This is a genomic window from Rhodococcus sp. IEGM 1409 (genome assembly GCF_030056735.1).
Classification (GTDB): domain Bacteria; phylum Actinomycetota; class Actinomycetes; order Mycobacteriales; family Mycobacteriaceae; genus Rhodococcus_F.
The window spans coordinates 105,976-130,131 of sequence record NZ_JASHKN010000007.1 but is presented as its reverse complement, the minus strand read 5'-3'; the positions used below and the strand labels follow the sequence as shown (position 1 = coordinate 130,131).

Here is a 24,156-nt window from a genome sequence, read left to right as displayed (position 1 = left end):
TAGTAGTAATAAGTCCTGTGCAATCTGTGGAGCAAGGGTTGTCGACGCTGGTAGGTCCCCTCGAGGGCCTGTGCACTTCTCGAGGACAGACTCGAGGACCAATCGACCCCCTCTGTGCACTCTCTGAAAGTTTTCGGATTCCTCCTCGAGAACTCCACAGACTTCAGGAGTTATCAACACAGTTATCCACAGGTGTGAATACTTTTCGCAAGAAACGAAGAGTTTGTTCTCACCGGCGTGTCCGACTCCGGCGTGTCGTCCCTCGAGGTGGACAACCTCCCTCGAGGGGACTGCACGTGGAACCCTTCGAATACACCGATGCCGCTCGAGGCAGAGGTTTCCCTCGAGCGGCATCGATCGAAATAAGCGCAGGTCAGCGCTTGGAGCGCTGCTTGATCCTTGCGGTCAACTCCTGAACCTGGTCGTACACCTTGCGGCGTTCCGTCATTTCCTTACGGATCTTCTTGTCGGCGTACATGACCGTCGTGTGGTCACGGCCGAACGTCTGACCGATCTTCGGCAATGACAAATCAGTGAGCTCACGGCACAGATACATCGAGATCTGGCGGGCCTGAGCGAGCGGCCGGGCCTTACCCGGCCCACACAGGTCGTCGATCGACATGTTGAAGTATTCGGCCGTCACCGCCATGATCGTCGCCGCGTTGATCTCGAGGCTCGACGAATCGGGCATCAGATCTCGCAGGACCACCTCGGCCAACGTCAGATCCAACGGCTGACGGTTGAGCGAGGCAAAAGCGGTGACGCGGATCAACGCGCCCTCGAGTTCACGAATGTTGCGCTCGATACGGCTGGCGATCAGCTCGAGGACGTCGTGCGGGACCTCGAGGCGATCCATCCTCGCCTTCTTGCTCAGAATCGCGATACGCGTCTCGAGCTCAGGCGGCTGAACATCGGTGATCAGGCCCCATTCGAAGCGCGTCCGCAGACGCTCCTCGAGGGTTGCCAACTGCTTGGGCGGACGGTCCGAGGAAACGACGATCTGCTTGTTCGCGTTGTGCAAGGTGTTGAAGGTATGGAAGAACTCCTCCTGGATACCTTCCTTGCCCTCGATGAACTGGATGTCGTCGACCAGCAGGACATCCGTTTCCCGGTAGCGACGCTTGAACGCGACCTTGCGGTCGTCACGAAGACTGTTGATGAAGTCGTTGGTGAATTCTTCGGTCGAGACGTACTTGACCCTCATGCCGGGGAACAGTCGCTGTGCGTAGTGGCCGGCGGCGTGAAGAAGGTGCGTCTTTCCCAGTCCCGAAGCTCCCCAGATGAACAAGGGGTTGTAGGCACGTGCCGGCGCCTCCGCGATCGCGACGGCAGCGGCATGGGCGAATCGGTTGGACGAACCGATCACAAAAGTGTCGAAGGTGTACTTCGCGTTGAGGCTGTTGGCGCCGGACCCCGAAGCAGAAGGAGTAGCGGGCGGCTTCGTGAAGTACGACGGCCACGATTCGTGAACGCTCGCGAGTGCTTCCCGATCGTCGTCGACTTCTTCGGTCTCGGCGGTCTCGGAGTCCGAGGGTTCGCCGTCGCCTTCGGTGAATCTGCGACGACGGTATGCGCCCGAGCTGTTGACCGACTCGAACTGACGGCTGCCCGTGCGCTCCTCGACTGGTTCGGCGGGTGCGTCGGCATCGTCTTCGAGTGCGATGCGGACACCGAGTCCTTCGACCTGGCCGCCGAGATGGCGTCCGAGTGCCTGCAGGATCGGCTCGCGTAGATCGCGCTCGATCGTTTCTTGAGCAAATGGCGATGGAACCGAGAGGAGTGCAAAACCCTGAGCAAGTGTGAGAGGCCTCACCAGACGGACAAACGCCTTCTGCTTGCTGCTCAAAGCCGGAAGATTACTTCCAGGGTCATCACTCGTGAGTTCTGCAACCACGTCGACCCAGACCCGTGCGAGCGCGTTGGGATCGTCGTTCACGTGGTTCCTTCCCTTGTTTCGCCGACAGTGGGTGTGCTGCAGCTGCCGAGCGTATGGCTGCGGCGTCGAATGATTCGGTGGATTACCACCCGGGGGTGAGAACCCCGTAACAGGCTACGAATATGCCACCTGGGCTGTGTTTCCACACAATTATCCACAGATGTGGACAAACCTGCACCGAGTCGGTTTTTTCGTCAACCAAATTCGCTGAAGTGACCGAGAAATTGATCTACCTGCAATTTTGTCGGAACTCGAGGCGTTCGCCACTTGGTGTCGGGGATGCGTCAACACTCACAGCCCTGTGGATGAATGTGGAAACTCGGGATTCGGGGTCATGTCCGGCGCTCATGCCCGTATGTGCTGATGAGGCCTTGTCGAGAGCACGCGCAGGTGGAACTGTCCGGCTTGCCTTCGGTTCACCTGTAGTCCGTAGCGGGACTGTTGCCAAGGTCACACTTGTCGCCTCGCTCGAGGTCACGGCCATATGCACACCGGAATCGGAATCTGCGGAATAATGCAACTGTCGGCGTGTCGTCGCAGTTGCCGCGGAAGGGCTTCGAATCGGGCTGGTTTGACCTTGGCAACGGTGGTAAGTAACCTCGAACGGTCACCCGCTGGTGGTGATCGCTTCGTGCTGGCTACATATGTCAGGTCGGATCGGTCTTCCAAGCCACAACGAGTGAAGTTGATTGTTCTGTACCTGTTGGATCCAGAGGCGCTGTAAGGCGTCGATCACTGAATGACGCCGGGAGGCGTCAATGAACTTCGAGGAGTGTTGACCGTGGCCAAGGGCAAGCGGACGTTCCAGCCGAATAATCGCCGCCGCGCGCGTGTTCACGGCTTCCGTCTTCGTATGCGTACCCGTGCGGGTCGTGCAATCGTTTCGGCTCGTCGCCGTAAGGGCCGCGATTCCCTCACCGCCTGATCTGATTTCGAGTTCAGGAGCTCGGGGTGTTGCCTGAGCCGTACCGGTTGCGCCGTCACTCGGACTTTTCCGTGGCGGTGCGACGCGGACGTCGTATGGGAAGACGCGACCTTGTCGTGCACGCGTTCGATCGCGAGCAAGTAGAGGCGCTGGTAGTAACAAATCACGGTCCCCGATTCGGGCTGATCGTGAGCAAGGCTGTCGGGCCGGCGGTGATTCGACATCGAGTCGCACGCCGGCTTCGTCATATCTGTGCAGATTTCGTCGGACAGGTTTCGCCGGAGACAGACGTGGTTATCCGCGCACTTCCGGGCGCAGCTACCGCCAGTTCAGCCGAACTGGCCAAGCAGTTGCGTGGGGGCCTGACCAAAATGAACCTATTGGTGTCGGTAAGTGAAGAGCCATGAGTACTCCGCTCTCTGAGCAGATCGAGACTCCCAGAGCCTCCCGTGTCATCACGGTGTTGAAGGCTGTGCGTCGCGCTCCCGCCACTGTTCTCATCTTCTGTATCGAGTTGTACCGGACATATGTGTCGCCCTTGAGGATGCCGACCTGCCGGTTCACCCCCACCTGCAGTGAATACGCGGTCGAAGCGCTGCGCACTCACGGGGCGATCAAAGGCCTTTTCTTGACTGTGGTGCGGTTGGCGAAGTGTGCCCCCTGGCATTCTGGAGGGTGGGACCCTGTCCCTGCCCGTCGTGACCGTGATGCGGGTAGCCGCCATAGCTGTCCGGAAGCACGCGCAGCGTGTCACAGTCCGACGGACGAACAGAGGAGTACTTAGAGCCGTGCTCAATTTCATCTACTATCCGGTATCCGCGATTCTGTGGGTCTGGCACAAGGTCTTCGGGTTCATTCTCGGCCCGGACAACGGAATAGCCTGGGCGCTCTCCGTGGTCTTCCTGGTGTTCACCTTGCGTGCGGTTCTGTACAAGCCGTTCGTGAAGCAGGTCCGTACGACCCGCCAGATGCAGGAACTGCAGCCGCAGATCAAGGCATTGCAGAAGAAGTATTCGGGCGACCGTCAGCGCCAGGCCACCGAGATGCAGAAGCTCCAGAAGGAGCACGGATTCAACCCGATCATGGGCTGCCTTCCGGTCTTGGCTCAGGCCCCGGTATTCATCGGTCTGTTCCACGTCCTGCGCTCGTTCAACCGCACCGGCACCGGCATGGGCCAGCTGAGCATGAGCGCCGAGGACAACCTCAACACCCCGAACTACGTCTTCTCGGCCACTGACGTCCAGTCGTTCCTGGATGCTCGTCTGTTCGGCGCGCCCATCTCGGCCGCGATCACGACGCCGGTTGCGCAGCTTCAGGCTTACGTCACCGAGAACGTGCCCGAGCTTCCGTCACGCCTGAACATCATTCTCGTGGCCGCTCCGCTGATGATCATCGCCAGCATCGCGACCCACTTCAACTCCCGCGCTTCCGTCGCCCGCCAGAGCGAAGCAGCTGCCGCGAACCCGCAGTCCGCGATCATGAACAAGCTCGCGCTGTACGTCTTCCCGCTCGGCGTCCTCGTCGGTGGACCGTTCCTCCCGATCGCGATCCTCCTGTACTGGGTGGCCAACAACATCTGGACCTACGGTCAGCAGCACCTCGTCTTCCGCAAGATTGATGCGGAAGAAGAAGCCAAGAAGCAGGAAGCGATCACTCGCCGTAACGACAATGCGCCCAAGCCCGGTGCCCGTCCGGATCCCAATAAGAAGAAGGGATCCCCGGCTGCGCTGAAGACCGCGGATTCAGCCGACGACGACGGCGATGCCCCGGAAGTTTCGCTCGAGAAGCCACAGCCGAAGCCTTCGGGTTCCGGTGGTGGTTCCACGTCGAAACCCAAACAGAACCGGCCACAGAGCAACCGCGGCAACTCCCCCAAGCGCAATAAACGGCGCTGATCCAGGAAAGAGAACGACCAATGTCCAGTGAAGCTGACATCGTTGTGGATGGAGAGAACGCAGACGTGAGCACCGAGACCACTGCGCCGGTTACCGATGTGGATGTAGACATCGACGATTCCGATGACGACCTGATCGAAGAGGGCGAGATCGCCGGCGACTACCTCGAGCAGTTGCTCGACGTTCTCGATTTCGACGGTGACATCGACCTCGACGTCGAGGGCGATCGGGCGATCGTCAGCATCGACGGCGGCGACGACCTGACCAAGCTCGTGGGACGTAAGGGCGAGGTTCTGGATGCTCTCCAGGAGCTGACTCGTCTGGCAGTTCAGCAGTCGACCGGAGAACGCAGCCGCTTGATGCTCGACGTCGCCGGCTGGCGTGCAGGCCGTCGCGAGGCACTCAGTGCTCTCGGTGCGGAAGCCGCACAGCGTGTTCTCGAGACCGGCGAACGCGAGGAGCTTGCTCCGATGACGCCGTTCGAACGAAAGATCGTGCACGACGCCGTCGCCAAGGTCGCCGGTGTTTCCAGCGAGAGCGAAGGCGCTGAGCCCTCTCGCCGAGTGGTTGTCCTCAAGGACTGACACTCCCCTTGAACGAATGCGGGCCCCGGATTTCCCGGGGCCCGCTTTTGTGTCCACGAGGTGTTTCACGTGAAACCGAATCTGGGGGCACGGTGAAGGTTCGGTGCCTATCGTTGTCGACATGTCCCCCGAGCGTTCCGGATTCCCTCTCGGATTGATGGTCTTGGGTGCTTTGATCGGGATGCTCGTGTGCGGCCTGAGCTATTGGCCCCTGGTCTTCGAACTGCAGCAGAAAATGGAAGTCCAGTCTTTCCCGCCGGGCGGTCTGAAGTATTGGCTCTGCTGGTTGTTGCCGCTGGGAGTAGTCGCCGTCGTATTCATTCCGCTTGCTCTGGCATGGCGATCCGGGAGAGCGTTCATGCTCAGCTTCACGGTTGCCTTCTTGGCTGTCGGGGGCGCACTGTGCGCGTTCGGGTATTCGATCGACAACATGCCGTACTACATGTGAGCCCCTCCCCTCCCCCAGACCGAATGTCAGCCCTTCGTTTCACGTGAAACCCCATCGATGGGTTGTTTCCCCGAATTCTCGATCTCCAGCCCAGGTTGGCGATGGACGCCTATTGGATGGCGATGACGAGTTCAATGGCTTCTGGTGTGCCGTCGTCAGCGAGAACCCCAACCTGACGGATGCTGCCGTGAACTAGCTTCAGTCCGTCACCGTTTGCTTGCTCGATCATCGCGATCTGTGCGGCTTCGGCGCCTAGATCGCCTAGATCGGAATCGTCTTCGGATGTTTCGAGTGTCACGAACAGTTCGTCGCGCGCTGGGAGCGTGCCGGATTCGACGATCTTTCCGGAGATGCCAACTGGCTCGGCGGGGATCTGGGCAGTCGGCCAGCAGAACAGAACTTCGACAACCTCAGCTTCTGCGGTTTGGCGCAGCGTTGTCCACCAGGGACCGGAGATCGTGTGGCCTGCTTCTGTCAGGGCCATTTGCAGGGTCGCCAGGGGCGACTCAACCTGCTCGAGTTCGCGGTTACGAATTTCGTGTTGGAGTCCAACCCAGTGTTGAGCCGGCATAGAACGACGGTGCACGGTGTAGTCGAGTTCAAGTGAGTCGATCAACGCTGACCCTTGTGCTGCGTCAGCATCTTGCCGTGCGCGTTCGTCAGCGACATGTGCTCGGTGTCGTTCGATGAAGGAATTCATGTGGTGCGGGTTGCTCCGTGCTTCTGCAACGGTGTCGAGGGCGAGGCCGATGTTGCGGAGTGCCCGGATCGTCGCTGCCTCTCGCAGTTGTGTGGGTGAATACGTGCGGTAACCGTTCGCGGTCACTCGTGCGGGTTTGAGTAGATCGATGGCGTCGTAGTGGTGGAGTGCTTTTACTGTCAGTCCAGAGGCGAGGGCGAACTCTCCGATGCGCATCATGTGGTGCGAAGCTCCTTGGATTGATTTTCGGTTTGTGATGCCAAGTCTCCGGTCTCCCGCAACAGGAGAGTCAAGTCGACGGATGATTGGTTCGCGGCAACCAGCGATGAGATTCCGAGGCTGTCCGAGACCTGGAATCGAAGAACATTCGCGTCCAAGAACAGACTGGGTTTGACTGACCGAGCCCCCTTGGCAGTCCGACGGCAACGATTTTCTGCAACCATTTTTTGTTGAAAATTGCCCATTTTGGGTCAGAATTCCATCCATGTAACTACCCAAGGCAGTTTCGTCACAGTGATGATACTAAGAATGACGCTGCTATCTGCATTCGATCGCCCTGCTATGTTTCACGTGAAACGTGAACCCCTCCCCTCCCCCGCTTGAAGTTTGAGCTGAATACTTCCCAAAGAATGAACGAGTCGGCAGACTCACAGCGAGTCGGTGTGCAGAAGCGAACACATGTCGGCTCCAGAGCGGATAATGATTTAGGTCTTGATTGTTGATTTCGCGGTTTACGCGGGAGGATGTTTCACGTGGAACAGAATGGTGCGGCGTCGGTTGACTGGGACGAACAAGAGACTGCGCGCGCAGTGTTCGGTGACAGATATGAGATCGCGGAACGGTATTACCAATCCCTGGCGACGGATGGTGTCGAGCGCGGGCTGATTGGTCCCCGTGAAGTTCCTCGGCTGTGGGAGCGTCACCTTCTCAATTGCGCTGTCATCGGCGAACTGATCGCCGAAGGCGAGTCGGTTGTCGACGTTGGAAGCGGTGCCGGTCTACCCGGTATCCCTCTCGCAATCGCCCGCCCGGACTTGAAGGTGACTCTGGTCGAACCGTTACTTCGACGCTCGGTGTACCTCGCGGAGTTCATCGAGTCCAACGGATTAGACGTACTGGTTGTCCGAGGGCGAGCCGAGGAATCGGGTGTCGTGAAGGAAGCGGGCGGCGCGGACGTGGTCACCTCGCGAGCTGTGGCGCCCCTCGAGAAGCTCGCGCGTTGGTCCCTTCCACTCATCCACGAGCATGGTCGGATGCTTGCACTCAAGGGCTCGAGCGCCGCCGAGGAGATCGAGCGGGACCGTACGGCGCTCACCAAGTTGGGCGCAGGTAAGTTGGAAATACTCGAATGTGGAGCCAAGATTCTCCGCACCCCCACTGTGGTGGTGAAGGCCGAACGTCTCCCGAAGCGTCGCCAGCGTTGATGATTTACACGCATGCAATCGAGAGCAATGTACAGATGATGAGAGCACCTAGTGATCGATTCCCAATCGAAGGAGCAGTCAATGTCGGGTCGATCTGAGTCCGCCGTTTCACGTGAAACACCGAAGCAGCAAACGAGTGCGGGTGCGGATCAGATCGTCAACGACGACGACAATTTCACCGCTCCCTATGCGGCAATCTCCTCGGAGGAAACGCCCATCGGGGCCGCCGCGCATCGAGCGAGCCAAGTGCTTCATCCCCATTCGGTGACACTGCCGAAGCCGGCGTTCCGCCGCGTGATCACCATCGCCAACCAGAAGGGTGGCGTCGGTAAGACGACGACCACGGTGAACCTTGCGTCGGCGCTCGCTCTTCAAGGACTCACGGTCCTGGTGGTCGATTTGGACCCTCAGGGCAACGCCAGCACGGCTCTGGGTGTCGTCCACACCTCGGGCACCCCCTCCAGTTATGAGCTGCTCATAGGCGAAGTGAAGGCCCCGGAGGCGATTCAGACGAGCCCGCACAGCGAGCGCCTTCTTTGCATCCCTGCAACGATCGACTTGGCGGGAGCCGAGATCGAATTGGTCTCCATGGTTGCCCGCGAGAATCGCCTCAAAGGCGCGCTCAACGACAAGGTGCTCGCGGAGCTCGACGTCGACTTCGTCCTCATCGACTGCCCGCCCTCGCTGGGACTGCTGACCGTCAACGCAATGGTCGCTGCCAAGGAAGTTCTGATCCCGATCCAGTGCGAGTACTACGCCCTCGAGGGGGTCGGTCAGTTGCTCCGCAACATCGAGCTCGTCCAGGCTCATCTCAACCCTGATCTGCATGTCTCCACCGTCCTACTGACGATGTACGACGGACGGACCAAGCTGGCCGACCAGGTCGCTGAAGAGGTACGCAAGCACTTCGGTGAGGCCGTCCTGCGCGCTGTGATTCCGCGCAGCGTGAAGGTGTCCGAGGCTCCCGGATACGGGATGACAGTTCTCGATTACGACCCGGGTTCACGTGGCGCCATGAGTTACCTCGACGCCGGCCGTGAACTTGCCGCCCGCTCTGCCACCACGACGCCCCAGGAGCAGTGAGATGAGTCAAGCACGCAAGGGTGGATTGGGCCGCGGCTTGGCTGCTCTCATCCCCACCGGGCCGGCCACGGCGCCGGGTCTGGGATCGGCTGCAGCGGACGTCGTAATCGGCGTCGACAAGCGCAACCCCTCCCCTCCCCCGCCGACGAAGGCGGCGCCGAAAACGTCGAAAGCCACCAAGGGGACGGCTGCGAAGGCTCCTGTCGAAGCGGAGCCGGCGACAGAACTCGAGCCGACCGGCGCGGTATACCTCGAGATCGAACCGAGCCTGATCGAGACGAACCCGAAGCAGCCCCGCAGCGTTTTCGACGAAGAAGCACTCGCGGAGTTGGTTCACTCGATCCGCGAGTTCGGTTTGATGCAGCCGATCGTGGTCCGTCGTCACGGTGACAAGTACCAGCTTGTCATGGGTGAGCGTCGCTGGCGCGCGAGCCAGGAAGCCGGGCTGGAGAAGATTCCGGCGATCATTCGTGAAACCGATGACGACTCGATGCTGCGCGACGCGCTCCTCGAGAACATTCACCGTGTGCAGTTGAACCCCCTCGAGGAGGCAGCGGCGTATCAGCAGTTGCTCGAGGAGTTCGAAGTCACCCACGAAGAATTGGCCAATCGGATCGGACGTTCGCGTCCCGTCGTGACCAACATGATTCGTCTGCTGAAGCTGCCGGTGGCGGTTCAGCGCCGCGTTGCGGCCGGTGTACTTTCGGCCGGCCACGCTCGCGCACTGCTGTCCCTCGAGGCGGGTGCCGACGCTCAGGAAGTCATGGCGGCGCGCATCGTCGCGGAAGGAATGTCTGTTCGCGCGACGGAGGAAGCAGTCACTCTCGCCAACCGGGCGGATAATGAGATCGCTCCCCCACAGAAGCGGAAGCCGATCGTGATGCCGGGTCTGCAGGATGTGGCCGAGCGGTTGTCGGACTCGTTCGACACCCGGGTGACTGTCAGTCTGGGCAAGCGGAAGGGGAAGATTGTGGTCGAATTCGGCTCGGTCGACGACCTGCAACGCATCGTCGGAATGATGGAAGCGCAGAAATCCACGTAGTGAACTCGGAAGCCCGTTTGGTGACGTAATGACGATGACCGGGCGCACCACCTATTTTCGTCACTGTGACAAATCTAGGTGGTGCGAGCTCCTCGAAATCTTCAACCGGGACGAAAGATGTTGAACAACAATACATTAGAGCGATCAACTCTCGTGCCACTGCCGACTCGGCGCAGCTGGCCTATCCTGGAGAAGAAAAAAGCGGCGGGCGAGCATCAAAACCGCTTCGGGGACCTACGGAGAGTGAGTTAGTCAGTGTCGACTCACGTCATCACCTCGCTCACGCTCGACACCCTCGATCAGCTTTCCGCCCATGCGCGTCGTTGCGTGTTCTGGGAGATGGATCCGGGCGCGCTTCACGACGCCCGAGGATTCTGCGATCAGGAATTCGAGAAGGAAGCGTGGCTGTCGATGGTCATGCTCGAGTGGGGTTCGTGCGGACAGGTCGCCGTCCGAGACGGCAAGCCGCTCGGTAGTGCGTTGTACGCCCCTCCCCGCACGATCCCGCGCGCGCAGCTGTTTCCGACCAGTCCGGTCAGTTCGGACGCAGTGCTCCTGACAAGCCTTCGCCTCGAGCCTTCGGGCATAGAAGAAGAACTTGGGCCGAGCCTGCTGGCCGCTGTCGTGACAGATCTGGTTCGACGCGGAGTTCGTGCGCTGGAGGCATTCGGTATCCGCAGCGACGGCCTGGGGCCCGCGTCCGATGTGGCCAGCGCAACGGCAGCTCTGGAATGTTCACCCGCAGAATGCATGATCAGTGCCGAGTTCCTCGAGGACTACGGTTTCGAGGTCGTGGCTCCGCACCATCGTTATCCGAGGCTTCGTCTCGAACTCAATCGTGACCACGAGTGGAAAGTCGACGTGGAAGAAGCCCTCGACCGTCTACTGAAGGCCGCAGCTCTCGAGATGGTGGAGATCAGCGAGCTCGCCAGAGTGTGAGCAGGTGCCGACCGTAGGACCTACGAAATGCGGTCGGCTACCGAAAGTTCTTCTGCGAGAAGCTCGGCAAAGGTGAAGGTACCGGTCGGCTGATCATCTTGACCCAACAGATACAGCCGCTTGACCGAGATCAAAATGGCTTCGGCGATGGTGTCACGCATCCGCGGATTCGTCAGTACCGCAACGTCGGACGCGTTGGACAGGTAGCCGAGATCGATCTGCACTGTCGGCATATTGGTCAGGCGCAACAACTCCCACGTTCGTCCGTGAGTTCTGCAGTCCCGCAACGGAGTTCGCGCAACGATCTCGCGCTGAACGAAACCGGTCAACACCTGCCCGATCATCGAGACCGAACCGTGCGAATTACCGAAGTGGAAGCTCGCGACACCGTTTGCCGACGGGCTCGAGTTGCTGTCGCAACGCAAGGAGATCATCAGATCAGCGTCGAATGCGTTGGACGTCAGCGCGCGCTCGGCCTCGGTCGGATCGGCGTTGTGCGGGCGGGAGAGGAAAGTTTCCATCCCGGTCGCCGCCATCCGTCCCTCGAGGCGCATGGCCAGATCCCAGAGGATGTCGGCTTCGGAGATGCCGTTGACGATAGTGCCCGTGGACGGCCCACCGAGGCCTGGATCGATGACGATGCGCTTGCCGCCCAGCTGCGGGCCCTTTCGCCTCACCAATTCTTCTTCGCTGATGGCGTGCGGGGAACCACCGGTGACGCGGGTTCCCAACAGTTCCAGCGAACGCAGTGTCTGCGGACCGCAGATACCGTCGGCGGCGATACCGATTTCACGCTGGAAAGACGAGAGAGACTCGTGGGTCTGCGGACCGAAGAAACCGTCGACCCGGCCCGCGTAGAAGCCGAGGTCCTGCAGTTTTGCCTGCAGAGCTGCGACGTCGTCGCCGTACAGCGGTGCTGACAGCTGGTAGATCAACGTACGGGCACCCAGGCGGTACGAGGCCTCACGAAGTGAGCGATAGGTTGCCTGACCCACGATGCCGTCGACAAGGAGCCCACGCTGCTGCTGGAAGGCGCGAACGGCGCTGTCGAGTTGATGATCGAAGATGGCGTCGGGTGCAACCCAGTGGGCACCGTCGGCGCTTTCACGTCGAATGCCGGAAGTTCCGTGATGGAGGTATCCCAGCTTCGTCAATGTGCCCCGAATCTCGGCGACGGCCGGGCCGTGATCGCCGTGTCGGAGTCTGTGCATGCGTGAAAGCCTCTCGGATCGGTTAACGAATTCGATCGATGTGCCTGGTCGTAGACCCGATCAGGCACATCGATCGATTATCTCAGAAATTCTGTGGATTGCGAGAATCCACGATGCTCAACCAGTCGTCAGAGAACGTCCGCGAGGTCCTTGAGCAGTGCAGCCTTGCCCTTGGCGCCGACGATCGTCTTGATCGGCTTGCCGTCCTTGAACAGGATCATCGTCGGGATCGACATGACCTGGAAATCGCGGGCGGCCGCCGGGTTGGCGTCGATGTCGAGCTTCGCGACGGTCAGCTTCTCGCTGTTCTCGCCGGCGATCTCCTCGAGGACCGGGGCGACCATCTTGCACGGGCCGCACCAGGTTGCCCAGAAATCGACCAGAACGGGCTTGTCGCTGCCCAGGACGTCCTGCTTGAAGGAATCGTCGGTGATGGTGACGGTATTCGACACTGTTACTCCTCGAGGGTTGGGTACGACAGCTTGATGAATCAGGGAGCGCCGACGACGTCGACCGTGTGGCCGGCAGCGTCGAGCGTGTTGGCGGTGATGTCGCCACGATCGGCCAGCCAGCGTTCGGCGTCGATTGCTGCGGAGCATCCGGTGCCGGCAGCGGTGATCGCCTGACGGTACGTGTGATCGACCAGGTCACCGGCAGCGAAGACGCCGTCGACGGAGGTCGCGGTAGAACCGGGGGCGACGCGGACGTAGCCGGCGTCGTCGAGGTCTACCTGGCCCTTGACGAGCTCGCTGCGCGGGTCGTGGCCGATGGCGACGAACATGCCGGTGATCTCGAGTGTGGAGGTTTCACCGGTGACGGTGTCGCGCACGACGAGGCCGGCGACGCTGTTCTCACCGAGCACCTCGACGGGCTCCGCATTGGTCAGGAAGCGGATCTTCTCGTTCGCCTTGGCGCGCTCGAGCATGATCCGTGAGGCGCGGAACTCCTCGCGGCGGTGCACCAGGGTGACCGAGCGAGCGAAACGGGTGAGGAAGGTTGCTTCTTCCATCGCGGAGTCGCCGCCGCCGACCACGACGATGTCCTGGTCGCGGAAGAAGAAGCCGTCGCAGGTGGCGCAGGCGCTGACGCCGCGGCCGAGGAGACGCTCTTCACCTTCAATCCCGAGGTAACGGGCTGCGGCGCCCATCGCGAGGATGATCGCGTGCGCGGCGTAGGTTTCGCCGTTCGCGACAACCGTCTTGATCGGGCCGCTCAGATCGATTTCCTCGACGTCCTCGGTGCGGATGTCGGTGTCGAAGCGCAGTGCCTGCTCACGCATCTGTTCCATCAGGTCCGGGCCCATGATTCCCTCACGGAATCCGGGGAAGTTCTCGACCTCGGTGGTGGTCATGAGGGCGCCACCGAACTGGGTTCCCTCGAAGAGCACGGGCTGGAGCTCAGCACGCGCGGTGTAGACACCAGCGGTGTAACCGGCCGGTCCGGAACCGACAATGATGACGTCATGGACCGCGGGCGTGTTTTCCAGCTGGGTGGTCATGCGAGCCTTCCAATAGTGAGTGCAGACCCTCCGCTTCTTGGAGAGCCGTACCGATCAACACCAGGATAAGGGGTGTTGTTCCCGCACCCGGCTGGAAAGTGGCTCACAGTCCGCAGCTCACAGTCAGGGAGGACAACGCCCGGCGGCAGGGTTCACAGCGCAGGGCGTACTTCCCGAACCACCAGCGCGTCCCGAACCACGCAGCGCGTTCCGGTGTAGATGGTGGGCATGCACTTGTTGCAGTGAATACAGAGACCCTCGACGGCGCTCTCGGCCTGAAATTTGTTGACCAGTTGTGGGTCCCTGAGGAGCGCTCGCGCCATGGCGACGAATTCGAACCCTTCGTCCAGCGCGTGGTTGATGGTGTCGACACGGTTGATGCCACCGAGCAGGATCAGTGGCATCTTCAGCGCCTGCCGGAACTGACGGGCGAAGGGAAGGAAGAAGCCTTCTTCGAACGGGTACGTCGGAAAGAGTTTGGGGCCGTAGAACTTGAGCCCGTACCCGACGAGCTTGGGTTGGGAAGCGACAAATTCAGCCAGTGGGACCTCACCGCGGAAGAAGTACATTCCGTTGAGAAGTGAACTGCCACCGGTCAATTGCATCGCGTCCAGATGCCCGTCGTCTTCGAGGATCTGTGCGATCGGCAGGCTCTGGTCGAGCCACAGACCCTTCGGAACCCCGTCGGACATGTTGAATTTCGCGGTGACTGCCACGGTGGATCCAGCAGCTCGTCGCACCGCTTCGATGACTCGACGCGGATACTCGGCGCGCTTGGCGACGCTGCCGCCGTATCGATCGTGGCGTTTGTTCAGATTGGGGCTCATGAACGAACTGAGTAGGTAGTTGTGACCGAGATGGACCTCGATGGCGTCGAATCCCGCATCCACGGCGACGCGGGCGGTCCGTTCGAAGTCGGCGACAACACCGTCGAGTTCGGCAAGTGTCGCGCCTCTGACGAGGCCCATTGCGGGCGGACTCAGCCTGGTCGACGGCGCCAGAGTCTTCGTCTTGTTGGAAAGCGTGTTGGCGACCAGTCCCGCGTGGCCGATCTGCGCCGCCGCCAGTGCGCCTTCGGCGTGGACGGCATCGGTCAGTCTGCGCAGCCCAGGCAGTGCGCGCTCGTCCATGACGAGGGTGTCGCGGTGGACTCGTCCACCTGGTGAGACGGCGCAGTAGGCGACGGTGGTCATCGCGGCTCCGCCGCGGGCCACTTCGGTGTGGAAGTTGATCAGATCGTCGGAGACCGCTCCCCTGGGCATGACACCCTCGAAAGTGGCAGCTTTGACGATGCGGTTGCGCAAGGTCAGAGGGCCGAGACGTGCGGGTTCGAATATCGACGGTGTGGGCGCTGTGGTCATTTTCTGCTTCCTGCGGCGGCCTGATCATTACGATGCCAGTGGACTCGTATATATGACGATATAGCGCCTTCTCTCAATCTGTCCGACAATTCGACACGATGAATGCCACAGGATCAGGTCGCCCACGAGACCCACGCATCGACGACACAGTCCTCGAGGTCACCCGAGCGATGCTCCTCGAGGTCGGTTGGGAGCAACTCAGTCTCCGGGCGATCGCGGCACGAGCAGGGGTCAGCAGGGCCTCGATGTCGCGGCGATGGCCGTCGAAGGCACATCTTGTGCTCGGGTCGATCCTGGGCGCAACACCAGACCTGACACCGTTCGAGGGCACCGATCGCGACGGCTGGATCCGTTGGGTGGTGGAGGGAAGTGCTCAGCTCTTCTCGCGGCCCGAGGTTCGCGCCGCGTCGCCGGGACTGCTGGCGGCACTGCGTGACCATGACGACCTACGCAACGAATTGTGGCGCGGCTTCAGCGGACCGAGTACGCAACTCTTCCTTCGCAATGCCGAAGATCCCGAATCGGCACTGCTCGATGCCAAGGCCGTGCTGGTTCTGGCGGCCGGAGCAGCGATGTTTTCGAGTCTGATAGCGGTCGAGGACGATACGGATGCATTGCGCGGGAGAATTCTCGAACTCCTGCTACCGGCGGCAACACCGCGCTGACCGTCGACTTCAGCCGATGTTCTTGATCGACAACGTATTCGGATTTCCGTCGCTGCAGTCGGTGCCGACAGTCAGAGCAGTGATCTGACGCGGTTGCGATCCCGTGAAGAGTAGGACTATCGCCGGTGCCCCGTCGATGCGTACTTCACCCGAACCGAGCAGAGGCCTGCCCTCGTCGATGCCGTTGGCACGTAGGCAGCCGGCCAGTTTGGACGGATCATCCAGTGGTCCAAGATTTTTGGATCCGATGAGTGAGAGTACGGACGCCGAATCCGGAGCCTCGACAGCAGACGTCGCCGGTGTGCTCGGTTGAGCGACAACGCTTTCGGCAGGTTCGGAATCTCGGGTTCCGATCACAACGATCACGAAGGCCACCGCTACGGCTGCTGCGGCACCGAGAACCCACGCTTGTGGGCGCCGCCGGAACGGTACGACGGTTGTCTTTGTTGACGGCTCAACCTGTTCGAACTGTAGATCCAGTGCCGAATTGATCTGTTCGGCAAGCAAATTCGGAATCCGTTCGTGAGAGGCCTCGCGCGAGTTCAGTGCCGCGAGTGATGCTGTGACGCCGTCGAGAGTGGTGACAAATGCATGGGCGGCGGGGTCGGCGTGTACCAGCGGCCACAGAGTTGCACTGGTTTCGGGATCGAGAACCCCGGCGTGGAGATCCGCCAAGAAGTCCTCCGAAAACGGAGGAGACGGAACGCGAACAGACGGACCTGTCATGAACCCTCCCTCGGCAGTCGGTGTCGACGCCTGCAAAGATTGCAGGACGCTTACAAGATAGGACGCGACCGGTTCACGAATGGTTCCCGCCTTCGCGAAAGTCCTCCAACTGGGCGGCGAGGCGCTTGCGCGCGCGGGCGCAGCGACTCTTCACGGTCCCTACAGGCACTCCCAATCTCTCGGCGGCCTCGGCTACCGGATACCCCTCGACATCGACGGCGACGACGGCAGCACGCTGCTCAGGGGGCAGCGATGCCAGTGCCTGTTCGACGGTCAGGCTCATGTCCACTGCCGCCGCATAGTCGCGGTGATCACGGGGTTCCTCCGCATTCTCGGAAGACAGTGAGAACGCGGCCCGTGATTTGTTGCGTCGGATCCGGTCCAGGCAGGCATTGACCACGATGGTGTGGAGCCAGCTGCGCACCGCCGCGTCGCCGCGGAACTTCGCCGCCTTGCGATGCGCGGACAGCAGACCCTCCTGGAGCGCGTCTGCCGCGTCCTCGTCCGAGTAGCTCGTACGCCGGGCAACGTGCCATAGATGGTCCTGATGCCGGGTCAGAAGTTCACGGAACGCATGCCGATCGCCCGCCACATGAGCAGTCAACAATTCGAAATCCGTCTTCTCGAGATTTGTGTTCTCGAAACTCCTGGATTCGAATTTCCCGGCTCCGCCCCCGGTGCCCCCCCGATAACTGTGCACGGGCGGATATTAGCCCAGTCGGTAGGTTTCAGAAGGGCCAAGGGCGATCACTTTGCAGCAGTGAATGCAATCTCCGAGATGGATGTCTGGTTTTGTCCGGATTCGGTGCTGAGCTGCGTAATCCAAACCAGGACATACTGACCCGAGCCGTCCGACGAGAGCGGAATGTCGGTCACACCGTTTTTCAGTACACCGGATCCGATTTCCTTGGTCTGATCCAGCGAGGTATTCGCAGAAGGGGCAGAGCGGATTTCAACGACGGTTCCGGGCGAATCAGACGTGATCGCAATGTTCTTCAGGTTGGCCGCATCGGCAAGCGTCACCATCAGGCCGACACCGTTCTTCAGTGACGGGAAGGGCTGGAAGTACGAGTCCGACGACCACGCGGTAGCCGGATTGCCGTCGATGGCGTTCTTCGCCGTTGCCGGCTGATCCGGCGTGCCCTGGGGTGAGAACACCGTTACGGCCGAGGCGGCTACCGGCACGGTTGCCGCCGCAGGCGCAGGCGCGGGTGAATTGTTCTCGGGCGCAGTGGCTTCGGTGGTCAATCCGAAACTCTGCTCGCTGAGAGGGGTGTCGTTGCTGCCGCCCGAAAGGAAGCTCGCAACCCACACCACAAGGAGAATCAAGACGATCACGGTGAAGACGCCGAGCGCCGTCAGTGCCGCGAGCATCCGCGTCGACTTCTTCTTCTCGGCCTCGATGGCTTCGGGGTCGTTCAGTGCATGACCCGACGCTCCCTGTTCGCGGTGGCCGAGACGAAGTGCCGGAATCATTTCCGTCTTGTCGTTGACGACGGACGCCTGATCGAGGATGTGCTGCACGGTGGCCGCAGTGCGGATTCCACTCTCCGACTGCAAAGCTCGAACTGCAACCGCCGAGATGTCGAACGGGACCTCCGGACGGACGACCCGAGGTTCGACGATGTTGCCGTCGGCGCCGCGGCCGGCGGGAAGCAAACCACCGACGGGACCGGCGGACGGTTCGGCGAGCGGCCAGCGCGCCGTGATGAGCGAGTACAGCATGGCGCCGAGGCCGCGGACGTCGCTGGTGGAATCGGCGTCGGCAAGCGTCGCCGGGAACGCCAGTACGGCGTCACCGTTGATGCTGATGCGTACGCGGTCCGGGTGATCGATGGACAGCGCACCGCCGGTGCGGTGAGCAGCTTCGGCAGCGGCCGCGAGGGCGCGGATTGCGCGCGCTGCACCGATCGGTGACGGCGTCGTCTCGGCCATTTCACGCAGCGAGCGACCGGGAGTCCATTCGGCGACGACGATGCCGCCCGAGCTTCCGCGGACGACGTCGAGGACGCGAGCCAGACCGGGCGAGTTGATTCGTCCCAGGCGCAGAGTGCGTGAGAGAACGGCCTGCGGTCCGGACTGGCTGTCGTCGTCGCCGCGCTGATCGGCGTCGACGAACGTCAGGGCTACTTCACGGTCGAGCTTGACGTCGAGAGCTTCCCAGAACTGCAGTCCGCGGGTTCCGCCGTGCGGGGCGAGCAGACGGTAGCGTCCGCCGGCTACAGAAGCGCCGGGGATGAGCTTGGGTCCACGGGGCATCGGTCGCTGTGCCGGTCGTGATACGGATCCGGCGGCAGGTGCGCGAGGCGCAGCGGGCGGTGGTGTCTGAGCGGCAGCCGTCTTGTCCGGAGCAGGCGTCTTCGGTGCGGGTGTCTTCGACACGGGCGCCGAAGGTGTCTTCGACACGGGCGCCGAAGGTGTCTTCGACACACTGACCGGAGGCACCGGCGGAGCGGCCTTCTGCACCGGCGGCTGTGGCTTCTGACCCTGCTGTGGCTTCTGGACCGGCCGCTGCGCGGGCTGCTGTGGCTTCTGGCCGGCAGATGCGGAGGAACTCGTGGATGCAGGTGTGCCCGACGATGCCGTTGACTTCTGTTCGGACGCTTTCACGGCAGAAGTCCCGGCACTCTTGTTGCCGGAAACGTTGTCGTCGCTCACCCTCGCTCCTTCTCCATCGATAGCCCGTCCCCGAATACGCGCGGGTTGCGATCCTGTACGCCCATGACCAGGGTACGGGAGCGCACCCGGTCGTTCGTGCTCGTTTGATTCCGTTCTGATTGCAGGAATCAGCTCGGTGACGTCGTCGTCGTCGGTGTTGTTACGTGTGTCCGGTTCCGCGCGACCTGTCAGTGAACGAATCTTGCGGGAGACCGCCACCGTTACCGACAGAACTTCCGAAACCTTCTTGAAGTAGAGAATCGTGAAGGTGATCGCGAGCATCAGGATGCCGCCGACGGCGACGCGAACCATCGAGCCAGGTCCGCCGAAACGCTCGGTGAGTTGATCGAATCCGAGGACTCGGTCGACCGCGAGCATGGTCAACGACCCGGCCAGCGAGGCGAGTACTACGGACCAGACCGTCTTGCTCACGTTGGCCATCTGCAGGTTTCCGAGGCTGCGGTGCAGGAGGTATCCGCCGATCACGGCGCCGGTGATGTAGCCGAGACCGTTGGCCGCACCGAGCAGGATCACGACCTGATCGCTGTTGGATGCGAAGACCGGAGCCAGCGCCGAGAAAGCGATCTTCACTGCAGTGATGCCGAGAACGATCCACGTCGGCGTCCAGGCCTGTTCGCGGGCGTAGAACACTCGAAGTTGGATCAGGACCAGCGCGTACGGAATCAACGTGAATGCCGACCAGCTCACGGCGGTGCCGAGTCGTTCGGCCTGTTCGGGTCCGAAGCGGCCGTAACCGTAGAGCGCTTCACCGACCTGCGGACCCATGAAGGTCAGGAACATGATGATCGGAACCAGCGTGATCATGGTCAGACGCGTCGCGACCGACAGATCGTCCACGACGGCCGGGGTGTCGTCGGCTGCTGCGTTGCGGCTCAGGCGCGGCATGATCGCCGTCAGAACCGTCACTCCGAGCACGCCGTACGGGAGCTGCAGGAGCAACCAGGCCTGGCTGTAGATGGCAGGGCCGGCTTCGTCGGCATGTGAGGAAATCTTGGTCGCGAAGATCATGCCCATCTGGCTGATCAGGACGTACAAGACGATGGCGACGGCCATGCCGCCGAACTGGCGCAGGCGATCGTCGAGACCCCACAGCGGCTTGAGCGAGATATTCTCGCGGCGAAGCGCGGGGATCAGGCTGGCGGCCTGCACGATGACGCCGATGGTGATGCCGATACCGAGGGTGAGCAGCTTTGCGTCGCCCATCGAGACCGGATTCAGCGAGATCTCACCCGGAGTGAAGCGATAGATCACGAGCACCACGAGGACGACGACATTGTTGAGTACGGGCGCCCAGGCTCCGGGTTTGAAGATCTGTCTGGTGTTCAGAAACGCTGTGAACAGCGCCGACAGACCGTAGAACAGGATCGCCGGCAGAAGCAGATACGACAGCGCCGTGGTCAGGTCTGTGCTGACCTTGCCGTCTTCGGACAGGAAGACGTATTTGGTGAGTACGGGTGCGGCGAGGGTCGCGAGCAGCGCGGCCATGCCGAGTAGGACAAGCGACGCGGTGAAGAGGCGTCGGACAAACGCTTCGCCGTGATCGGCGTCCTCACGTTCGGCGCGAACCAGAACGGGAACGACGATCGCGGTGAGCACGGCGCCCAGAACCAGTTCCGCGATCATGTTCGGGATCTGGCTGGCGACGGTGAACGAACTGGCGATGGCGGGGCCGAGGACCATCAGGATCATCAACTGCTTGGCGAACCCCGTGATGCGGCTCGTCAGCGTCGCGATGGCGATGGAACCGGTTGCCGCGAGGAGTCGAGAGTTCGTCTCCTTGCGCTCCGCGACCAGAGCGTGCGCGTCGGTGTCGAACTCGCCCGACTTGGTCGCCTGCCGGTCCGCGAACTCCATCTCGGCTTCGCGGTACCTGGGGTAGTCGCGGATCACCGGGATGGTCATGGTGGGTGCGTCGTCGAAACGTGCGTCCGGGTTGACCGGCTGAATCGGGTAGCCGCGCTCCCACGGTGGCATCCGAGGATGCGAACGGGTCGTGGCACTCTTGCGGGTGATCGCCGAGCGGCGACCCTCCTCGGGTGGATTCCCGGTCATGAGCGTTCGTACCCTTCATCTGCTGGGTCCGGCTGACCCTTGAATCGATGCCACAGCCGTCGCCCTGCCAGGAACAGCAGCAACCCACCCGCTGTCGCCGTCACGGCGGCCAGGGGACGACCGTACGCATTCGACCGTACGGTCACGCTGGTCGGCGTACCCAATTGGCGGCCATCTGTCGTGGTCAGCGAGAAGTTGACTTCCAGCTTGCGAGAATCGTTCATTTCTGCGGGCACAGTCAACTGTCGGCTACCTCGCGGCGGCAGCTGTTTGGGACCGATGTCACTGATCTGCATTTCGGGTGGGGCTTCCACACGCAGGTCGACGTTGATGGCGATGGGCAGCTCGTTGCGCGCGACCAGCAGGAGCGGACTCTGCCCCGACGCGAGTGTGTAGACGCCGCCCGGCGACACGACACTGACGGCCCGGTACATCCCGTCGACGGCTTCGGTGACGTTGTCGGCGCGGATGGTCGCAGCGCGCTCCGCCCGATTGACCGATGCGGAGTCGACGTTGCGGCGATCGGCCAAGGTCATCGAGCGGAGTAGATCTTCGCGGAGCGGCGCCGTGAATCCCCGGGGGGTGAGCGAAGCCGCCGGATCGTCCACGAGCGATGCTTCGAGCCCGTCGATACGTGGAAGTTGGGTGGTTGCGGTCTCGACGACGGACGTCTGCGGACCGTCCTGGGTAGCCCGGTCCGGGTAGTCGAGGGTGGCGGCGTCCGTGGCGCCCGGTTGTCTGCCGAGCAGTGCCGGTAGGGCCTGAGGTGAGGCGAGCCCGGACCGGATGAGGGTCGCGAGCATCGACAGCACCGCGGTGGCGTCGTTGCTGTCGGCGGTCCACAGTTGCGGCGGCGCGAAGATCTGATTGCGCGGCAGCGAGGTCGGCGTCAGCGCGGCCCAGGCCATCGCTCCCACCGCGTCCTGACGCCGGGCGCTGCGCGATTCGATGTCGATGGACGGCGCGGTGTCGTCGGGGATGTACGACGGGACCTGCGGCTCCGAGCCGGTGGCGGCCAAGGCTGCGGCTGCCGAGGTGTCGAAGGCAAGCGCGTCGAGTGAGCCGGTTATCCGTGACGACAGCTGCGGTGCTGCCGAGTCGACGGAGGTGTCAGCCACCATCGCTGTGGTGGGATTCACGCTCAGCACCTCCGCAGTGGCCGAGTCGAGGACACCCGAATCGGGCCAGACGAAATCTCGCAGTGAGGTCACGCCGAGGATGTTGTCGACGATGTCCGCCGGGCGTGCGAGCGCGGTAGCCGTCAACTCCGGATTGGCCACCGAGGTGACCGCGGCGAGATCGGCCTGCGCGAACGGAACCGCCGTCGTGCACATCGAGGACGCGAGGGTCTTCACCCGGCCGAGCCATTGGTTGGCGGCGTCGCTGCCACGGCCTTCGTGCGAAGGCCCGGTGGGATCGGACGAGTTGTCGGCGACGAGGTATCCGCGAGTCATGTTCTCGACGGTGATCAGAAGGTCGGGGTCGATTGCCAGGCAGAGCGCATCCGTGACGCGGCGATCGGTATCGCTTTCGGGCTTGGTGGCGTTCTCCACCGCATCGACCAACGCGTCCAGACGTCCGCCGTCGGAAAGTTCGGTGGCAAGTTCGTCGTCGATCAGCCGTACGGGCTCGTTGACCGCGCCCGGGATTCCGCCGACGAGTCGGGGAGTGTCGGCCAGCGGCCACATCAGCGTGACGCCGATCGGGGCGGATGTGTCGGGGGGAACGACGGCCGTGGCGGACGAACTGGGGGTTCCGGCTGGGGAGTTCGATTCGGCTGCGGCCGGCACGCCGAGGACGGGGAGCAGGAAGCGTGCGTCGTCGAGTCGGGCGGCACCGCCGTACTCCGGGGTGCCGTTCACGTTGACGAGCATCGGGTAGACGCCGGGTTCGGTGATGTCGAGGGACAACCCGGTTGTGCTCCGGAGCGGCAAGGTAAGTGTGAACTGCTTGGACTGGCCGGTGTCGAGGGTGGGGGCGACGGTGTCGAATTCGCCGACCGTGTCGAAAACAGCCTGGTCGAAGTCGAGTGCTGCGCGCACGTCGGAGCTGGAGTCGATCGCGGGAGCGCGTTGCAGTCTGACTCCGACGTCCTCGACGGGACGGTCCCCGACGTTCTTCACCGTGCCCTTGACCACGACATTGCGGTCGCTGGTGGTCGTCACCGTGGTCGGTGCGGTGGAGTCGATGGTCAGCTGCAGAAATTTGGCATCGTTGGTGTTTCGCGCCGGAGCGCGCTCACTGGGCTGGCTGGACGGCGCTGCACCTGCGACAGCCGTCGTTGCAGGCCCGAAACCGACAGCGGCCATCACCAGAGCGGCCACACCGGCCCGCCGCAGAGCCCTTCTCATCCGGCGTCCGGTTCCTTCGGGTGCTGTGTTCGGAGAATCTCAGGTCGGTGCATTTCAGGTCGCGGCATCTCGGCGATCATCTGCGACGCGAGTTCCGCGAGTTTGCGCTCGTCGGCGTACGCGAGTCGCGAGTGCAGTTCCGTCAGCGGCACCCAGGCGACTTCGGTGACCTCGATGTCCTCGTCGGAGAGTTCACCGCCGAGAAAGCGGAGGAGATAGTGGTGCACGGTCTTGTGGACGCGTCGACCTTCGGTCACGAACCAGTAGTCGATGCTGCCCAGCGGTGCCAGGACGGTTCCCTGGATACCGGTTTCTTCTTCGACCTCACGCATTGCGGTCTGCTCGGCGGTCTCACCCTGCTCGATATGGCCCTTGGGTAGCGACCAGAGTAGGCGTCCGCGGCGGTCGGTTCGGCCGATCAGTGCAGCGCAGAGGCGTTCGGGAGGTCCGCCCCAGCCGTCGACGACCAAGCCGCCCGCAGAAGTTTCACGGACGGTTCGCATCAAAGGTTTATCGGGGTTGCCGACGGCAGGTCGACGCCGCGGGTTGCGGCGACTCCTGTTTGTTCGTTCGGCACCAGACACCTCATCGATACTAGTTGGCCTTGCAGCGTTGCCCGGTAACCCGCGCAAAGCCG

22 protein-coding genes are annotated in these 24,156 nt (G+C 62.1%); 11 read left to right on the top strand and 11 right to left on the bottom strand.

All coding sequences use genetic code 11. From position 1 onward, the window contains the following. Positions 1-373 precede the first annotated feature (373 nt). Positions 374-1,936 carry a chromosomal replication initiator protein DnaA gene (gene dnaA, locus QM716_RS19120; RefSeq protein ID WP_003942491.1) on the bottom strand — a complete coding sequence of 521 codons (1,563 nt, stop codon included), beginning with the start codon at positions 1,934-1,936 and terminating at the stop codon, positions 374-376. A 781-nt stretch (positions 1,937-2,717) separates the two neighbouring features. Between dnaA and rpmH the strand changes: the two genes are divergently transcribed. The 6 genes from rpmH to QM716_RS19090 all read left to right on the top strand — a co-directional run bounded on the left by rpmH (position 2,718) and on the right by QM716_RS19090 (position 5,788). After that, on the top strand, positions 2,718-2,861 hold the full coding sequence (gene rpmH, locus QM716_RS19115) for a 50S ribosomal protein L34 (RefSeq protein ID WP_003942540.1): 144 nt from the start codon (positions 2,718-2,720) through the stop codon (positions 2,859-2,861). 26 nt (positions 2,862-2,887) lie between these two features. After that, entirely contained in the window at positions 2,888-3,268 is a 381-nt protein-coding gene (gene rnpA, locus QM716_RS19110) for a ribonuclease P protein component (RefSeq protein WP_283305637.1), read from the top strand. Then, a complete protein-coding gene (gene yidD / locus QM716_RS19105; RefSeq protein WP_007729147.1) occupies positions 3,265-3,645 on the top strand; it encodes a membrane protein insertion efficiency factor YidD in 381 nt (126 codons plus the stop codon). Before rnpA ends, yidD begins: the two co-directional genes overlap by 4 nt. 4 nt (positions 3,646-3,649) lie before the next feature. Continuing rightward, entirely contained in the window at positions 3,650-4,756 is a 1,107-nt protein-coding gene (gene yidC / locus QM716_RS19100) for a membrane protein insertase YidC (RefSeq protein ID WP_283305636.1), read from the top strand. A gap of 20 nt (positions 4,757-4,776) precedes the next feature. After that, complete coding sequence (locus QM716_RS19095) at positions 4,777-5,340, top strand: Jag family protein (RefSeq protein WP_283305634.1); 564 nt, start codon at positions 4,777-4,779, stop codon at positions 5,338-5,340. A 121-nt stretch (positions 5,341-5,461) separates the two neighbouring features. Further along, positions 5,462-5,788 (top strand): hypothetical protein, encoded by a 327-nt coding sequence (locus QM716_RS19090; protein WP_283305632.1) that lies wholly within the window; start codon positions 5,462-5,464, stop codon positions 5,786-5,788. A gap of 109 nt (positions 5,789-5,897) precedes the next feature. Here the strand turns inward: QM716_RS19090 and QM716_RS19085 are convergent, their stop codons facing one another. Further along, the gene (locus tag QM716_RS19085) at positions 5,898-6,974 is read right to left on the bottom strand and encodes a MerR family transcriptional regulator (protein WP_283305631.1); all 1,077 of its coding nucleotides are present in this window, start codon (positions 6,972-6,974) and stop codon (positions 5,898-5,900) included. Positions 6,975-7,231: 257 nt separating this feature from the next. Between QM716_RS19085 and rsmG the strand changes: the two genes are divergently transcribed. The 4 genes from rsmG to QM716_RS19065 all read left to right on the top strand — a co-directional run bounded on the left by rsmG (position 7,232) and on the right by QM716_RS19065 (position 10,976). Continuing rightward, positions 7,232-7,912 carry a 16S rRNA (guanine(527)-N(7))-methyltransferase RsmG gene (gene rsmG, locus QM716_RS19080; RefSeq protein WP_019746204.1) on the top strand — a complete coding sequence of 227 codons (681 nt, stop codon included), beginning with the start codon at positions 7,232-7,234 and terminating at the stop codon, positions 7,910-7,912. Positions 7,913-7,993: 81 nt separating this feature from the next. Then, a complete protein-coding gene (locus tag QM716_RS19075) occupies positions 7,994-8,995 on the top strand; it encodes a ParA family protein (RefSeq protein WP_283305629.1) in 1,002 nt (333 codons plus the stop codon). A gap of 1 nt (position 8,996) precedes the next feature. Continuing rightward, on the top strand, positions 8,997-10,037 hold the full coding sequence (locus tag QM716_RS19070; RefSeq protein ID WP_283305628.1) for a ParB/RepB/Spo0J family partition protein: 1,041 nt from the start codon (positions 8,997-8,999) through the stop codon (positions 10,035-10,037). Positions 10,038-10,292: 255 nt separating this feature from the next. Next, positions 10,293-10,976: a GNAT family N-acetyltransferase gene (locus QM716_RS19065; RefSeq protein ID WP_283305626.1), complete on the top strand. Its 684-nt coding sequence runs from the start codon at positions 10,293-10,295 to the stop codon at positions 10,974-10,976. A 20-nt stretch (positions 10,977-10,996) separates the two neighbouring features. On the opposite strand, the gene QM716_RS19060 is transcribed toward QM716_RS19065, so the two are convergent. The 4 genes from QM716_RS19060 to nox form a co-directional block, all read right to left on the bottom strand. Further along, positions 10,997-12,187 (bottom strand): N-acetylmuramoyl-L-alanine amidase, encoded by a 1,191-nt coding sequence (locus QM716_RS19060; RefSeq protein ID WP_283305624.1) that lies wholly within the window; start codon positions 12,185-12,187, stop codon positions 10,997-10,999. Positions 12,188-12,315: 128 nt separating this feature from the next. Continuing rightward, positions 12,316-12,639 (bottom strand): thioredoxin, encoded by a 324-nt coding sequence (gene trxA, locus QM716_RS19055; protein WP_003942530.1) that lies wholly within the window; start codon positions 12,637-12,639, stop codon positions 12,316-12,318. A gap of 38 nt (positions 12,640-12,677) precedes the next feature. Then, a complete protein-coding gene (gene trxB / locus QM716_RS19050; protein ID WP_283305622.1) occupies positions 12,678-13,685 on the bottom strand; it encodes a thioredoxin-disulfide reductase in 1,008 nt (335 codons plus the stop codon). Positions 13,686-13,837: 152 nt separating this feature from the next. Next, positions 13,838-15,046 carry a 4,4'-dithiodibutanoate disulfide reductase gene (gene nox / locus QM716_RS19045; RefSeq protein WP_283305621.1) on the bottom strand — a complete coding sequence of 403 codons (1,209 nt, stop codon included), beginning with the start codon at positions 15,044-15,046 and terminating at the stop codon, positions 13,838-13,840. Positions 15,047-15,144: 98 nt separating this feature from the next. On the opposite strand from nox, the gene QM716_RS19040 reads away from it, so the two are divergent. Further along, positions 15,145-15,711, top strand: a complete 567-nt coding sequence (locus QM716_RS19040; RefSeq protein WP_283305620.1) for a helix-turn-helix domain-containing protein — start codon at positions 15,145-15,147, stop codon at positions 15,709-15,711. Between the two features lie 9 nt (positions 15,712-15,720). On the opposite strand, the gene QM716_RS19035 is transcribed toward QM716_RS19040, so the two are convergent. The 5 genes from QM716_RS19035 to QM716_RS19015 form a co-directional block, all read right to left on the bottom strand. Continuing rightward, positions 15,721-16,437, bottom strand: coding sequence for an RsmA family anti-sigma factor (locus QM716_RS19035; protein ID WP_283305618.1), 717 nt, complete (start codon positions 16,435-16,437; stop codon positions 15,721-15,723). A gap of 73 nt (positions 16,438-16,510) precedes the next feature. Continuing rightward, the gene (gene sigM, locus QM716_RS19030; protein ID WP_283305617.1) at positions 16,511-17,137 is read right to left on the bottom strand and encodes an RNA polymerase sigma factor SigM; all 627 of its coding nucleotides are present in this window, start codon (positions 17,135-17,137) and stop codon (positions 16,511-16,513) included. Positions 17,138-17,184: 47 nt separating this feature from the next. Then, positions 17,185-21,168 (bottom strand): lipid II flippase MurJ, encoded by a 3,984-nt coding sequence (locus QM716_RS19025; protein WP_283305615.1) that lies wholly within the window; start codon positions 21,166-21,168, stop codon positions 17,185-17,187. After that, positions 21,165-23,519 (bottom strand): DUF6049 family protein, encoded by a 2,355-nt coding sequence (locus QM716_RS19020; protein ID WP_283305614.1) that lies wholly within the window; start codon positions 23,517-23,519, stop codon positions 21,165-21,167. The genes QM716_RS19025 and QM716_RS19020 overlap by 4 nt, the downstream gene beginning before the upstream one ends. Continuing rightward, positions 23,516-24,103 (bottom strand): NUDIX hydrolase, encoded by a 588-nt coding sequence (locus QM716_RS19015; protein ID WP_283305613.1) that lies wholly within the window; start codon positions 24,101-24,103, stop codon positions 23,516-23,518. Before QM716_RS19015 ends, QM716_RS19020 begins: the two co-directional genes overlap by 4 nt. Positions 24,104-24,156: the final 53 nt, after the last annotated feature.